Here is a 15,929-nt window from a genome sequence, read left to right as displayed (position 1 = left end):
TCTAAGAATTATCTTTATCTTTGCGGTAAACTAATAGAAAACAATATGGCAAAGTATAAAAGAATCTTGTTAAAACTAAGTGGGGAAAGCCTGATGGGCGAAAAACAATACGGCATCGACGAAAAAAGATTAGCTGAATATGCCTCGCAGATAAAGGGTATCCACGAACAAGGAGTGCAAATCGGTATTGTAATTGGCGGAGGTAATATCTTTCGCGGATTGAGTGGAGCCAATAAGGGTTTTGACCGTGTGAAAGGTGATCAGATGGGTATGCTGGCTACTGTTATTAATAGCCTTGCTCTAAGCTCCGCCCTAGTAGCCGCCGGAGTAAAAGCCCGTGTATTGACTGCCGTACGTATGGAGCCTATAGGTGAATTTTACAGTAAATGGAAAGCTATCGAATGCATGGAAAATGGTGAAATCGTTATTATGTCCGGTGGAACGGGTAATCCTTTCTTCACTACAGACACAGGTTCTTCTTTGAGAGGCATCGAAATCGAAGCAGACGTTATGCTGAAAGGAACTCGTGTGGACGGCATTTATACGGCCGACCCTGAGAAAGACCCAACTGCCACCAAATTCCACGATATTACTTATGACGAAGTTTTAAAGCGTGGTCTGAAAGTGATGGACTTAACTGCCACCTGCATGTGCAAAGAAAATAACCTGCCGATTGTTGTATTCGATATGGACACAGTAGGGAATCTGAAGAAAGTGATCAGTGGAGAAGAAATAGGTACGATTGTACACAACTAATCCCTAACATTGGTTTATCACCACGAATAAACATGATTTTTATAATCAGTAATCAACGAAAAGTCACGTTATTCGTGGTCCTTATTATTTCCCCTTCTCTATTTTATATCCCAAATGCTTTACCAGCTTTATTGTATTCAAAGCTGTATTCCGATCATATTCTTTCTCCCCTTCCGGCAAGTCCTCATAAGGAACCAGGCAAGGATGTTTTTTATGTATATCATCACGTTCCGGGCCATAAGTCCATCCTTCATCCATTCGGGATTTAGACCATACCTCATGTACATTTTTCGCAATCATTTCCGATAACTCAATAAGAGATTCGGGTAACTCTACTGATGAAAGGTCCATCGGAGAAGGAATATAAGTCTGTTTACTCTCTTTCATATTTACTGTATATTTATAGCGTCTTTTTGTAATATATAGAATGATAACTCACAAAGATAACACTTACTCATTAGAATAAATTCAATCCGAACAGATAAAAAAATAAAAAATCGGATAAGTTCAGGCTTCCCGACCTAATCTTATCCGATTTATATATTCAGTAGCATTCCTTAATCAGCCACCAAAGGAGTAATACGTATATTCTTAATATCCATATTTTCTGTACGGAATTGCAGACGTTCTGCTGTCAGTTTTTCACGATAAGAAACCATGGTACGCTTGCCGGCAATCTCCGTATCCACAAGAGAACCGTCGAATTTTTCAGAGGCTTTGACAACCATACGTACTGTAAATGTTTGATCTGTATCTAATAAATTCTCAATGGCATAATTACGTCCTTGCTGTGGAGCCCCCCCTTCACGTAAAGAACTTTCACGAGCGGTCCAATCACCGACAAAAGAGTATTGTGCTCGCTTTTCAGTACCATCCAGTTTCCATTCACAGGCATCCTGCATACCTTTATCAGTAGCGGGCAACAAACTGACTGACAGTTTTCCGTCAGAAGTAACCGGAGTGACATCAAAAGTCAATAAGAAAGAATTAGAAGGCAAAGTTTCTATCTTCGTCGAATTCTCCGGAATCGTTGTAACTTCCGTTGAGGTAACAGGTAGCAGTTCATCCATCCATTTCGTACCAATACGTCCGTCAGGCAATTGTACCAATTCATGAATTACCAGCGGTCCACCCCAGGCTTTCATCCACATCCATCCTGCCATCACAAAACGGTTGTCGAATATTTCCGTAATAGTCGGTACACACGAACCATTATAAAAATCCCGACCTGTTGCTACAACATCCTGATAAGCAGAATCCGGTTGCGCAGTTTGCTTAGACCATAGACGGGTGAAACCTCCGATGATGTAATCATAATCTCCCCAATGGAAGAAGAAAGTACAGTCACCTCCTAAAGGGAAGTTCTCGTCCAAACAACGCCAACCACCACTCACAGAATCAGAAGCCCACGTGCCACGAGCACCATAATTGGCCAGCATCTTCAAATCTCCTTTCGGATCAACATAGATACTTGGATTTTCACAAGGGTGAAACAAGACACCTGTCTTACGGAAATGAATACCATCATCACTTATCGAATAAGAAGATCCTGCTGCAACGCCCGACATCTGATGGCGATCAAAGTTACCTGTATGTCCATTGTCCTCCAAGTATTTATACAGCTCGGGAAGTGTAGTTTGTTCACGAGGATAAATACGGGTGGTATGATAACCATAGCTAATGCAAAGCTGGTTATTGAAAACAAAAGGAGTACCTGTACCAAAGGTTTCCCATTGTTCTTCAATAGGCACGGCTGCCTCGTGCTCTGTCCAATGCCGGAAATCCTTCGTTGAAAGATGTTCGAAATAATGTCCGCCTCGTCCGAACTTACTTTGATGTCCGCGACGATCATATAAATAGAAAAGATGATAAGTTCCGTCATGATACAGACTGACAACATCTCCTACCCACGCATTATGTCCGGTAGGAGTCCAGAATTGTACTTGGGGCTGTAATCCTGTTTCTGCTCCGTCCATTCGTTCGGGTTGTATAGCCGGATAAAACAACTCAGCTTGTGAAACAAATGCTGTGTCTATCTTCCAACGTTCCATTTTCTCTGCTAAAGGATACCCTAAAGGGAAATCATTATCCAACAATTGCCCATCTACATACATACTCCAACGAACACCGGAAAAGTTTAAGACTACTTCGTGTTCTCCCCACGGTTGTTCCAGCATAGCCAACGGAATACCAACGGTCATTCGTTCCATATGTCCATCTACCGGAGACTTTAATTCCAAGCCGGCTTCCAGAACCGGAACAGTGCCATCCTGCATTTTATATGCCGGATAATTCTGCTTATTACGGTCGAAAGGATTATATTGCTTAAGGCAAACATCCAGCACTCCCGGTATTTCTATAAGATGACGATCAAAAGTCGGTGTACACAAGTTTACCTTACATTTAATCGTAAAACCTTTCTCTATATCCGTAGGAATAGGTAGCGTACCTTCAACCGAATCTCCATTTAATTCCGCTTGCGCTACGGTAGGCACATTTAAATTCCAGTTATTATTCAGTAAATGTATTCGTGCTCCTTCCTGATTATCCCCGGGTTGTTCGCAAGAGGTCATTCCTCCCGTCATTAGGGTACAAAGACCAATTATCCATACATATTTCTTCATACTTTCAATTGTGTTTCTATATAAATAAATTAATTATCCAAATGTTAATTCTATACACTTATTAGCCAATTGGGAACAGTTTACATAGCTTCTAGAGTAGCTTTCATTATTTCCTATTATTCTAACAATAGCATTATTTATGTTCTGTATCCGTAAAAATAGCAGGCGGAAAATCATATAATGCAGCCTGATCATCCGAAGGATTTGTCATGTGCGTGTCCAAATCACCATACCAAAATAAAGTTGAAGCATAATCTACCTTACCCCCATCCCAACTGATCAGTTCAAATTCAAACTTCAAATGTTCATTAAACGGTACATTATCCAGATTACGGGTACGGACAAAAGTATTATATCCCCGGGATGCCTCATCATCTTCTCTCGGAGCTCCTCCAAACGGATTAAAATAGACATGAATAGGGGCGAAAGTCGTGTTATAATAATCCTCCGTACCACATCCGAAATGAGAAGGGAAAGTGTCGTTATCTACCCAAATATGCTCGTCACCCTCGCCATACCAGCGTGAAGAATAATTATAAAGAGACAACATATCGCCTTTAAAGACACCTCTTCCTTTCAAAGTTCCCATATTATAGTCTATTCCACAATTCGTAGGCAAGCCATTTTCCTGTCGCCAGTCAGCATGAAAATAGAGTGTATTATTCTTCCATTTCCAATCGGAAAGACATGCTTTTACTTCCAAAGTAACCGGATAGTCGGAAATATTATTGACTTCAATCCTCGCTTGTTCCTGATAAGGCATCGCAAATCGTAAAAGCACTTTACCTTTGCCATCTGCTTCCAAATAATAACTGTCCACAGCAGGAGCACCCATACCGGCACCAACAAGATCGCTTAATGGTACACGAACCGTTCTTTTGCCATCAAAAGAAATATTCACGATCAGTCCCCTCATCAATGAAGCATAATGAATGGAATCAAATTCTGAAACTTGGAATAGAAGACTACGGATGGCTTTTCCTCCTTTTGGTAATTCCATAAGGATAGATGCTCCGGTAGCGATAGACTCCTTCCGACCGATCGGATTATCTCCATAAGTACGAGGGTACATCAACTGATTGCTCACTTGTTGCGCTTTCGCCTGCAACTCATTCGCTTCTTCCAAAGTAAAACTCCTGACTTCCGTATTCTTTGGATAGGTACGGCACGAAGCATGGAAGAAATAATCACGATCTACGTTGTCTACCGTAATCTTGCAGCTTTTCGCATAAGGAAGCGGATAATAAAAACTGCTGCCTTGTGTCGTGTCATAATGTTCGTGACGATAGAGTAATCCTTCAGGAATTGCCAATGGAAATTTAGCGATGTCATAAGCGGGAATTAAAATAGCAGCTTCTTTCGCTCCATCAAAGTAGATACGCAAATTCGCTCCGTCCGCACCACCCGTTGTAATCATACGGGTAATGACTCCCGGACCTTCTTCGTCAAACAATACCTTTTCTACCCGACCGTTATTAGACTCATAACGAACAAAACCTGTGTTATCCCGATTTGCGTGCCACGAAGAAGTGCCCGGAAGTATAGATCGCCTATCATAGCTAGAGACATGCTTGGTAGTAAAAGTCGGTACCGGAAAAGAAACGTCAGCCTCTACAGATACCATTTCATCCAACAAATTCTCTAAAGCTATACAATTAGTCTTATCATTTCCCGAACTACATGAACTTAATGCCATTAAGCAAGAACATAATACTATCCATAAGAAGCATAATGCTTTCACATACAAATTTCTTATTACCACTATACTCATACTTTTACTTATTATTTCTTGTTAATTCTTGTCTGATACCATATTGCAAACACATGCACCAAAAGCTGCTTCTTCCTGTACATTGGATAAATACAAGGAATAACCAAAGCGTTCTTCAAGCGCCTGACGCATTAACGGATTCTTTTTTATACCATTTCCCGATCCAACCAATATTGTTTTATTCCGTCTGACTGAATCAGGAATTAGCCGGAAGTAATCATATAAGCTCTGACTGATACCTTTGACAAATCCCCGTATCAAATTCTCAGGAGTAAAATTAGAAAGAGATATATGATCTATTTTCCCTCTTTTGCCCGGTTCCAATCGTGTTCCGCTAAATAAAGTTTCCACTACGATACTGTCATTAGTATTCGTTTGATAGGAAATAGAAATCATACGTTCATACAGTTCATCACCACTTTTCTCTATTCCTGCAAAGAGCTTCACCGTATCAGCAAAAAAATCCTTTAGCATAGCAAATGAAGTACCACCACATAAAGGAGCACCAACCAGAATATATCCTCCTCCGGGCAATGGACGGATATCCAACCCTTCAATTTCCACATACCGATCTGTGTAAACAGATATTTGACTGCTAGTACCTATCGTTATATGTATGGAATGCTCAATATCTTTCACTGATCCTAAAAATGCAGCTTGATTATCACCAATCGCAACGTATACAGGAATATTTTCACAATACCCCACCAATGAACCGGACGGTATAACTTCCGGCAATAGGATTCTGTCTAAATGTATGGCGTCGCAAGCCGATACATCGAACAACAAACGTCTTTTATCGAAAAGTCCTAATCCGGCAGCATTGGAATAATCGATAAGCGGTTCATTTCGACGGCATAACTTCATAGCTACATAATCCATAATGGTGCACAGCTTATTGGCAGACGAAGGAACCAGGTTGTTTTGCTCATTATAAAAGTGAGTCACCAATCCATACCCCGTAGCCATCGGATATCCTGTTTCCTGAGTCAGAAAACTTGCATAGCTTTGCTCTTCTTTATAAATCTGATTTCCTCTGCCATCCTGCCACGTATATAACGGACTGACAGCTTCACCGCATTTATCCACATAGAGCATACCATGCATCTGTCCGGAGAATCCGATTCCTTTTATATCAGTACATTGCAGTCTGAATTCCGACAGTATTTCTTCTACAATATGAAAGATAGCATCCGCATCCTGTGTTTTCTCCCATTGATTGTCAGATATAATACTTGTATTATTATCCTTTACAATAGTGATGCAGTCTTCTGTCGATAGATGATAAGCGACACCACAAACAGAACTCGTACCTATATCAATTCCTACGCAATACATATTTATCAGTTTAGTTTCAACTACATGAGATAAGGTAAAGGACTTACTACTTCTTCTTTACCTGAACTTTCATTTATCTTGGCATCCAAATCTCCATACCAATAGTTTGTCACTGCATAATCCACTTTACCCGGATTCCAGCTCAACATTTCAATATCAAACCGATATAATTTCTGAAATGGAATGCCATCCAAATTACGGGTACGTACAAAAGCATTAAAACCATGTGAAGAAGGATTGTCTGCTCGCGGTGCACCTCCATAGGGAGTGTAGAAAGGAACTACCGGTGCCCAAGAACAGTTGTAATGATCTTCCGTACCCGTCCCATGATGGGAAGGGAAGACATCATTATCCACCCATATTTTTTCATCTCCTTCACCGTACCAATCGGGAGCATAGTTAAACAATGAAAGCAAATCACCTTTAAAAACTCCTCTACCATTAATGGTGATATAGTTCCACATATGATCACCCTTATGGTCATCATATCGGTTTGACAGTTCAATACCTCGTTCCTGCTTCCAAGTCGTATGAAAATAAAGTGTATTCTTGTTCCATTTCCAGTCTGAGACATGTGCTCTGACATTCATCCAGACGGGGAATTCAAATAAGTTCTCCACTTCTATTTTGGCATTTTCTTTATAAGGCATTACCCAGCGTGATGTGATATGTCCACGACCGTCTGCATCCATATACCAGCTATCTACCTTCGGAGCTCCCAATCCTGCTCCTGAGAAATCTCCTAACGGTGCCCAGACTGTTTCTTTTCCATCAAAAGAAATTTTGAGAATCAACTGTCGCATCATCTTCGCATAATCTCCTTTCCGACAATGCACATCAATAATCAATGAACGAACTGCATGACTTCCGGCAGGAAGTTCCAATGAGCTTTTCTGATTAGGAGCAATATCCATAGCAAACTCACGACGTTCGCCACCTTTAAAAGTCTGAGGATTCCAAAGTGCCTTATTTACATCCTGTATCTTTTCTTGCATGCTGTGGGAATGTACCTGCCCCGGATGAAATGTTTCGACTTCTGTTCCTGGGGCATACGTGCGGTATTCAATTTCATGATATCGCGGTGACCAAGTGTTTCTATCTTTATTGGGCTCTTCAAAAGTAATCCGACAGCTTTTTTGATAAGGAAGTGGAAACATAAATGTATTTCCTCCTGCACCTTCAGGTGTGTAATTGGTATGAATTAAAGAAAGTGCATCACCTACCCTGAAAGGAACACGTGTCATGTCGTAAGCGGGAATTACCAGTCGTGGATTTTCTTCGCCATCAAAATAAAAACGAAGGGTACCATTCTTTACATTTGTAGTCAGCCAGATACGTGTAACTACTCCCGGTCCTTCATAATCGAACATGACTTTTTCTACGCGACCTTGAATCGTATCCAGTCTCATGCAGCCGAAACCATCGTCATTGGCATACCACCAGTCTTTATCAGGAGATACCGTACGGCGGTCATAACTACTAATCATTTTACACGTATAATAAGGATCCGGAAACTCCGCCGCCTTTTCGAATGAAATCATTTCATCCAACAAAGTACTTATTGTCACTTTATCAGATGCTATAGAACGACCTCCTATAATAATCAGTAAAGCCGTTAAACATAACCCTTTAATTCTATTCATAATTTTAGTTTATTAAATATCCGGAGATGAGTATTACAAAAGTACATTATTTTTCCACAAGTGCATCATTACAATTAATTTATAGTTGATACTCATTGTAGATTTCACCTCTACCCAGATAAAAACATCATTTCCTCTATCAACCTATCACCAAGACGCTGTATTCCTTTATTCATCGGGATTTAAGAGGTGATAGGTTATTTTTATTACCTATCACCTTCTCTATCACCTATCACCGATTTACTTATTGCTTCTTATAGGGAAAACAAAGTGTTCCATGCCTTGAAACAAAGTGTTCCATGTCTTGAAACAAAGTGTTTTGTACTATGAAACAGAGTGTTATATGATTTTTACCTAATAGTCTCATCCTTTGAAATCAAGTGCTTCATACTATGGGCTGCCTCAAATTCCTTATGGTATATCTGGATGGATTGAGATAACCTATTCGACTCTTTAGTCAACCCCGCTTTGAAAACTGCATTATTCTACTATAATTCTAGTCCTTTTATTGACCGGAACCGAATCCATGGTAACAATATCGCTTGAAATAGGATATACATAGGCTGTAAAATCAACATAATAAGTCTCCCCTTTGCTCAACTGCGGAGCAGGCAGTTTCAATTCACTCACACGATTCAAACTCGTTACATCTGTATTTTTCAGACATCCCTTTGTAACAACTTCACTTTCATCTTCCGATATTATTTTATAATCAATATAACTATACTTACAGAATGCCATACTGACAGCCGAAAGTCCGGCCCAATATACGTTTGGTACCCCATCTACTTCAACATAAGAACAGGTAGGTGGAACCAAATTATCCACCACCGTCTGAGAAATAGGTAAAGCTGTAATAGTAGCAGGCACAGAACGATTACCGGCATTATCCAAAGTATATACAGCAAAATCATATCCCGTAGCAGCATCCAACCCGTCAATTACAACAGAATCCACCATATGGTCAAATAATTTCTGCTGTTTATCTGCTCCGTACTCAACCAAAATTTGTTTTGACTTTTGATCTTTCGGAATATCCCAAGCTAACGCTATACGTTCAAATCCGATGTAACTCCGCAAAGCCTCAACCTTACCGGAATAGTTATATTCCTGCAAATACTGTTTATAGTTATTATCCATATCTTCACAGCCGATCAGCCCGGTAAATAACAACAAACTTCCTACTATATAAATATATTTACGTTTCATAATTATCCGTTTTTATTTAGATTAATCATTCACCTTCCAAACCATATAACGTGATCTCAGAACCTACAGACACCATTCTTTCCGAGAATCCTTTAATAGCTTTGAATCTCAAATAACGGAATGGTTTAGTGTATTTGGTTTCTTTCGGATATAAGATAAACTCATGTCCGGCTATTGCCTCCTGATCTGCTTCATAAGAATCCGCCGGTTTAATGATTTTATATGTTCCTACGAATTCCCAGTCTGTTATACCATCCGTCGGATCCTTGTCATCACTGATATATAGTTGGAATGTTTGTACATTCTCATTACCATATTTATCGGATAAGCGTTGCCAGTAGCGTACACGACTTCCTCTGACCGTTCGTCCCAAATCAATGAAATAAGAATATGGATATCCCCATTCCCCAGTATTAAAAATGTTATAATTTTCCGGGTTCATCTTATAAGTTACATCATCCCAGAACTTCTCGATACGTCCTTCATAAGCAGCCGGTGGTGCGTTTCGCAAACTATCTTTTGTAAAGGCCCCTAAATACTCATCATAAGGTTGCTGGTTATCCGGGTTCGGATCAATATCATAGTTCCAACGATTTCCATACAACTTTTGATTAGCAAGAAAAGTCCAACTTGATTTACTCAAAGGAGCATCTGCCAACGGTTTCAGGACTCCGCAATCCTGTACTCCAGAGACATTTCCGTACTGGTCTTTCACATAGGTAGAAACCGTATAATCCTTATTCTGCAAGTTTTCTACCAAAAAGAAACCGTCTTTTGAGTTGGATGAGAGTACTTTTTCAGCAACTACTTCCCCGTCACTTAGACGTACATATACGTCTACCGTTTGCTTCAATTCATTGGTCCATTCGGCAATCAATGCAGAGAAGCCCGGACGTATCTTCAATGTGGAAGCTACCATATTCGTATTGGCTTCCATCGGAGTGATCGTTTCAATTACCGGTGCAGATACGTTGTCGTTGCGGTCTACAGAGTAAAGTTTTACTTCATATTCTTTCACCTGTCCGAATCCTTCGATAAACAATGTGTCGGTATATGTACTGCTCGTCTTAGATATTTTCTCACCGGAATCTACCGTATAATCGGCACGTACATATAAGAAGTCCGGGTCGTCCGGGATATCATACAAGAAATATCCTCCACCATAATTGGGAACAAAACGTACATTAGAGATTTGTCCCGGGGCTGCCTTATCATTCCCCCCTTCGTCATCGTCCGAACAACTTACAGTGATCATAAACATTCCGCTTAAAAGCAACATTAAGCCATAATATATCTTTTTCATGTTCCTATTTATATTTTGTGAATACTTACTTTCCCCATCCCGGATTCTGCACCAGATTAGGATTTTTGTTAATATCATCCAGCGGAATCGGGAACAAATAATTCTTAGGAGTTTCCCATACGCGCGCTTGCAACTCGGTCACCTGATAGAAGTCTTCATAGGTACGACCGGTACGGGCATTCCACCCTTTCACCGACGATACAAAAAACTCATTAGCACGTTTCCAACGACAAAGGTCAAAATAACGGTGTCCTTCAAATGAAAGTTCAATCAACCGTTCTGTCTGTATGATTTCTCGCAGTCCTTCTTGTGTCTGGTGTTTGTTTACATTCTTCACAATAGACGCATCGCTCCAAACTGTTTCTACTTTTGGTAGTCCGGCTCTTTTCCGCACTTCGTTCAAATAATGATAAGCGTCTTCACCCGGTCCGTAATACTCGTTAGAAGCTTCTGCATACAGCAAGTAAAGATCCGCCAGACGGATAATCGGATTCGGATAGCGAACCATACGAACTGCATATTCATTCAACGATTCCGGATGCACCAGTTTCTTGATAGCAATACCCGACCAATAAAAGTCATCCTGTTTCGTACCGTAACGTCCACCGGGATATTCATCGTACTTCATATGCATCTCCAATTTATTCTGATGATTACGCCAATAACAATTATCAACGGCAATCCAACTGTAGAAACGTGGTTCGCGATTCAAGTATAATTTAACAGTTTTCTCATTTGCCTGCATATAACCCATATGATAAGTATCATCCGGAATAGTGACTATATCCAGACGGTTGTCATAATCAAAGGTCTGATCTTCATTGATGGGTACTCCATTTTTTGTATAATACAACTCACCCATCCGGTAAGAGGCACACAGCCATTGCCAACTATATTCCGACATTCCTTGATTGTCCATACGACGGCATTGAGAAGCATGTTGGAAAGTTCCTTGATCGAAGCCACCAACATTTGAGTATCCCCATATTAATTCATCATTCCAAGGATCGACAATGGAATAACGATTATTATAACAATATTCTATAATCTCCGATTTTCCCCAAATGTCTTTATCAAAAAACTCTATATTCGCTCCACCTTCAGCATTATATCTATACAGTTTTTTGTTTCTTGCATGAGCCGCATCGATAGCAATCTTTATGGCATCCAACGCTTTCTTCCACTTCTCGTTATCTTTTTCCATCGGGAAAAACAACTCACCATCTACGTTTTTAAAATTACTATAATACTCAGCATTCCCATTGAACAACGGACTGGCTTGAGTCACTAATATAACAGCCTTAATCGCTTTAGCGATCGTACGGTCCACCATTCCCAAAAATTCATTGGGACGATCGTCTTTCAGGTCTGTTTTCTCATTCCCGTTCTCATCATATAATACCTCATCAATCAAATCGACCGCATATTTGAAACAAACATCCACAGGCTGACGCTTCAAACGTACCTCGCTCGGTGAAGTGGAAGGCGTCAGATTCTTGTCTACAATACAAATAGGACCATACAGACGAGTCAGATAGAAATGGTAAAAAGCTTTCAGTACCTTTACCTGCGCAATCCAATCTTTTCGATCTTCCTCTTTAATGTCTTTCACCAGATGAATATTCTCTAAGAAAAGATTACAATAACGGATACCGACATACAAAGAGGCCGCATTTTTATTTCCGTTCCAATAACTCAAAAAAGGATCCTGAGCACTGTTCCATCCCTTCATTAATTTCTCGCCGGGCATACGGTCACGATTTCCTGATTCACCTCCGTCCAGACGAACAATAAATTCATCTCCTGCAAGGTTCATAGAATTATTAAGCCACCCGTAATTAGGCATATACTCATAGCAAGCTGCCAATGCTCCATAAGCTTGTTGCTGCGTCTCGAACATACTTTCCAACTCAATGGTATTATCTGGAACAATATTCAGATAATCGCAACTGCCCATCCCGAGGACGACAGCCATCGCTCCTATAATATGTTTTAATGAAAATCTCATTGCTACTACTTTTTAAAAATCAAATTGAACACCTACATTATACACTCGCTGCAAAGGATATCCCAGTCCGTTGTCTCCCATTTCCGGATCCCATAAATCAAACGAACTGAAACAAAGTAAATTCAAGCCTGTGAAATAAAAACGTACATTACCCAATCCCACCTTACGCAAAGCGTGTTTAGGTAAAGAATAGCCAAGCTCTACGGTTTTCAGACGGAGATAACGCCCGTCACGCAACCACCAGGTTGATTCTTTTTTATAGTTATTCGAATTATCCTGTGTACTCAAACGAGGCCAAAATGCGTGGCTGACCGGATTATTCTGACTCCAATGATCGTCAGCAATATAAGATACTACATTCCGGTAATTCCTGAACGGAGATATTTTATAAGGATCTATAAAGAAAGAAGAATGTCCTTGTCCCTGGAAGAAGAAAGAAATATCCCAGTTTTTATATCCTGCCGATAAACCGAAACCATAGCTCAACTCAGGTACTGACGGATAACCGATAGGAACTTTATCATTGTCATTGATTATTCCATCATTATTAATATCCTTGTATTTAATATCTCCCGCCTGAGCTTTTGTTCCTAAATTCTGAACCGGAGAATTAGCTACGTCATATTCATCAATAAACAAACGTTCGGCTATTAATCCCCATTGCTGTCTCACCGGCCATCCTACAGTTCTCAGATATTCATCACGATAAGCGGGTTCTTCTCTCTCTGTAACCTTATTTTTTGCATAAGTAAAATTGAAACGACCTGTAACCCAAGAATCCTTATTGATCACATAATTCAGATCGGCTGATCCGTCCCATCCCCATGATTTTACTTCTCCGACATTTCCCCAAATATCATTTATAATTCCCATCGTTGCCGGGATATGTGCTCGTTTCTCATACACTTTCTCACGTTTTTCCATGAAATAATCCAGTTGAATATCCAACACTCTCCATAGATTAACTTCCACACCCAGATTCTGTTTACGAGCGATTTCCCATGTGATTTCCGGATTAGCATAACGATTCACTTTCAATCCACTATAAGATGTCAGAAAATCTTTTCCCCATGTATATCCGCCTTCTCTCTTTATATCCGATAAGAAATAGAAACGATCTCTCGGGTCCGAAATATTATCATTTCCTACCAATCCGTATGAGTAACGGATCTTGAATTTTTCCATAACCTCTGACAAAGGTTGCCAGAAATCCTCATTCGAAATCATATAACCTACGCCCATGGCAGGAAAAACACCCCAACGATGATCTGCATCAAATTTTTCAGAACCATTATAAGTTACACTGGCCTCTGCCATATATTTAGACTTATAAGCATAATTCGCACGAGCGCGAATGGCCTGGTTACGTTGTGGCAATGTAACCTGAATACTTCCTTCTGCCGCCGTATTTTTATTTTCTTCCTGTGTATACACCAAAACTGCTCCCAATTCATGATCTTTATTAAATACATTGGCATAACTCAAGCCTGTTTCAAAATAAAAATGACTGTTAGCTGTACGAGTATTAGCAGGATCACCCAGTACCCTAGTACCTTCTGCTATTTGAGACAAAGAATAGATATTAGACAGTTCGTCGTAATCTTTGATATTATAGAAATACGGATTATATGAACGATTGCTATCGTGTGAACTATCCGTCTTGATAGAGACTTTGGCATGAAAAGCAAGTCCATTAGTTAAAAAGTCCAACTTCTGGTTAAGAGAAAATTGCGACAAGATGTTACTTGAGAATCCATCCTTATACCCCTTCACCATATCAGCATACGGATTGGCCATGCTATTACGGGGATTCATCCCGAAAAGTACATGCTCATCATAACGGTGTTCTTCATCCGTCAAATAATATTTAGGAAATTCGACCGGATTGGCATCCATCACTCTGTTAAAGATATCATTCGCCTCAACCGAGGGACCTGTATAATTCTGAAAACGAGAATTCATATTAACCTCAAAAGAAGTCGTTTTTGTCAATTGCAGATTGACTTTCGCCGTTACATCATAAGTACCGATATTAATATTATTCTGAAAATTATTCTTTTTTTCATTCTTCAAGATACCGGTTTCATTGGTATAAGCAGCCGCCAAATAGTATTGAATATCTTTGCTACCCCCACTTACATTCAAATAATAATATTGATTATATGTAAAGTTCTTAAATAACTCATCATACCAGTCTACATTAGGATAAGCGTATGGATTGACTCCGTTAATCGTATTTTGAATCTTTTGTGCTTCATAATAAGGAGGTAACAATGGATTGTCATTGAACTGTGCCTCATTATACAATTTCATATAAGTCACCCCATCTACAGTTTCAGGAATCTTAGTAGGTGTAGAAAAACGTGATTCATGACGGAAAGACACCCGCGGCTTTCCTTCCTTTCCTTTTTTAGTTGTCACCATAATAACACCATTTGCACCTTTCGATCCATAAAGTGCGGCAGCAGTCGCATCTTTCAATATTGAAAACTGTTCGATATTATCTGGTTGTATGCGAGCCAAATCATTCGCTGAGATTTCAAAACCATCCAATAAAATCAAAGGAGAAGATGAATACCCGAAAGTGGTCACACCACGTACAAAAAACTCTGCATTATCTTTACCCGGTTCTCCACTTTTTTGATAAGAGATCACTCCTGCCAATCGTCCCGCCAAAGCAGCTGTTAAGTTTCCTGTCGGTAGCTTAAGTTCTTTAGGATTAATGGTTTCGATAGCCGAAGTCATACTCTCCTTTTTTTGTTTACCAAAGGCAACAACTGTCACATCCTGCAATTCATTGGCCTTCGTTTCAAGTTTTACAACTAAAGACTTCTTATCGCCGATAGCTACTAACTTTGTTTCATATCCCACATAAGAAATAAGTAGTTTGTCTGTCGGCAATACTTCAATTTCAAATTTTCCATCCAAATCAGTAATAACACCTTTAGTGGATTTGTCTACCTGAACTGTAGCTCCCGGAAGAGGAGTATCCAATTCATCAAACACAACTCCTGTTACTTTCAACGGTTCTTGATCAGCTGCCGCCAGCACCTGATTAAAAACGGAAGTCCCCGCAATACATAGCAACAGTAAAAACAGTTTAAGAATACCGACCGGTTCTTTTTTTGTGTTTTTAGAATGTTCCATAATTCTACATTTAATGATTAACGATATGTTTATAAATTCAAATTTTACAATCTATTTCACATCAAAAGGTCATTGTTCCTCGATGTAAAATCTATCAATACCTGATTTTACAGATCAAAACAGAAATAAA

The 15,929-nt window shown here is 39.7% G+C and carries 10 protein-coding genes; 1 reads left to right on the top strand and 9 read right to left on the bottom strand.

Going from position 1 to position 15,929, the window contains the following annotated elements; genetic code table 11:
- Window positions 1-45: 45 nt before the first annotated feature.
- Complete coding sequence (gene pyrH / locus EJF25_RS13365; protein WP_125041564.1) at window positions 46-756, top strand: UMP kinase; 711 nt, start codon at window positions 46-48, stop codon at window positions 754-756.
- An 84-nt stretch (window positions 757-840) separates the two neighbouring features.
- Here the strand turns inward: pyrH and EJF25_RS13360 are convergent, their stop codons facing one another.
- From EJF25_RS13360 to EJF25_RS13320, 9 genes are all read right to left on the bottom strand, one after another.
- Window positions 841-1,143: a RyR domain-containing protein gene (locus EJF25_RS13360; RefSeq protein WP_125041563.1), complete on the bottom strand. Its 303-nt coding sequence runs from the start codon at window positions 1,141-1,143 to the stop codon at window positions 841-843.
- A 170-nt stretch (window positions 1,144-1,313) separates the two neighbouring features.
- Window positions 1,314-3,380, bottom strand: coding sequence for a glycoside hydrolase family protein (locus EJF25_RS13355; protein WP_125041562.1), 2,067 nt, complete (start codon window positions 3,378-3,380; stop codon window positions 1,314-1,316).
- Between the two features lie 133 nt (window positions 3,381-3,513).
- The gene (locus EJF25_RS13350; RefSeq protein WP_235016814.1) at window positions 3,514-5,076 is read right to left on the bottom strand and encodes a glycoside hydrolase family 172 protein; all 1,563 of its coding nucleotides are present in this window, start codon (window positions 5,074-5,076) and stop codon (window positions 3,514-3,516) included.
- A 96-nt stretch (window positions 5,077-5,172) separates the two neighbouring features.
- Window positions 5,173-6,489 (bottom strand): sedoheptulokinase, encoded by a 1,317-nt coding sequence (locus tag EJF25_RS13345; RefSeq protein ID WP_125041561.1) that lies wholly within the window; start codon window positions 6,487-6,489, stop codon window positions 5,173-5,175.
- A gap of 20 nt (window positions 6,490-6,509) precedes the next feature.
- On the bottom strand, window positions 6,510-8,132 hold the full coding sequence (locus EJF25_RS13340; protein WP_125041560.1) for a glycoside hydrolase family 172 protein: 1,623 nt from the start codon (window positions 8,130-8,132) through the stop codon (window positions 6,510-6,512).
- Window positions 8,133-8,612: 480 nt separating this feature from the next.
- Window positions 8,613-9,341 (bottom strand): DUF4998 domain-containing protein, encoded by a 729-nt coding sequence (locus EJF25_RS13335; protein WP_125041559.1) that lies wholly within the window; start codon window positions 9,339-9,341, stop codon window positions 8,613-8,615.
- 25 nt (window positions 9,342-9,366) lie between these two features.
- A complete protein-coding gene (locus tag EJF25_RS13330; protein ID WP_160119414.1) occupies window positions 9,367-10,644 on the bottom strand; it encodes a DUF4959 domain-containing protein in 1,278 nt (425 codons plus the stop codon).
- 25 nt (window positions 10,645-10,669) lie between these two features.
- Window positions 10,670-12,652, bottom strand: coding sequence for a RagB/SusD family nutrient uptake outer membrane protein (locus EJF25_RS13325; RefSeq protein WP_125041557.1), 1,983 nt, complete (start codon window positions 12,650-12,652; stop codon window positions 10,670-10,672).
- Window positions 12,653-12,664: 12 nt separating this feature from the next.
- Window positions 12,665-15,799 carry a SusC/RagA family TonB-linked outer membrane protein gene (locus EJF25_RS13320; RefSeq protein WP_125041556.1) on the bottom strand — a complete coding sequence of 1,045 codons (3,135 nt, stop codon included), beginning with the start codon at window positions 15,797-15,799 and terminating at the stop codon, window positions 12,665-12,667.
- Window positions 15,800-15,929 lie beyond the last annotated feature (130 nt).

Origin of the sequence: Bacteroides faecalis, assembly GCF_003865075.1 — a bacterium.
In the GTDB taxonomy this organism is placed as follows: domain Bacteria; phylum Bacteroidota; class Bacteroidia; order Bacteroidales; family Bacteroidaceae; genus Bacteroides; species Bacteroides faecalis.
This window is presented reverse-complemented; position numbering and strand designations above follow the sequence as displayed.

Coding starts and splice junctions, on each gene's coding strand:
- pyrH (WP_125041564.1), top strand. CDS start 46: ATGGCAAAGTATAAAAGAATCTTGTTAAAACTAAGTGGGGAAAGCCTG.
- EJF25_RS13360 (WP_125041563.1), bottom strand. CDS start 1,143: ATGAAAGAGAGTAAACAGACTTATATTCCTTCTCCGATGGACCTTTCA.
- EJF25_RS13355 (WP_125041562.1), bottom strand. CDS start 3,380: ATGAAGAAATATGTATGGATAATTGGTCTTTGTACCCTAATGACGGGA.
- EJF25_RS13350 (WP_235016814.1), bottom strand. CDS start 5,076: ATGGCATTAAGTTCATGTAGTTCGGGAAATGATAAGACTAATTGTATA.
- EJF25_RS13345 (WP_125041561.1), bottom strand. CDS start 6,489: ATGTATTGCGTAGGAATTGATATAGGTACGAGTTCTGTTTGTGGTGTC.
- EJF25_RS13340 (WP_125041560.1), bottom strand. CDS start 8,132: ATGAATAGAATTAAAGGGTTATGTTTAACGGCTTTACTGATTATTATA.
- EJF25_RS13335 (WP_125041559.1), bottom strand. CDS start 9,341: ATGAAACGTAAATATATTTATATAGTAGGAAGTTTGTTGTTATTTACC.
- EJF25_RS13330 (WP_160119414.1), bottom strand. CDS start 10,644: ATGAAAAAGATATATTATGGCTTAATGTTGCTTTTAAGCGGAATGTTT.
- EJF25_RS13325 (WP_125041557.1), bottom strand. CDS start 12,652: ATGAGATTTTCATTAAAACATATTATAGGAGCGATGGCTGTCGTCCTC.
- EJF25_RS13320 (WP_125041556.1), bottom strand. CDS start 15,799: ATGGAACATTCTAAAAACACAAAAAAAGAACCGGTCGGTATTCTTAAA.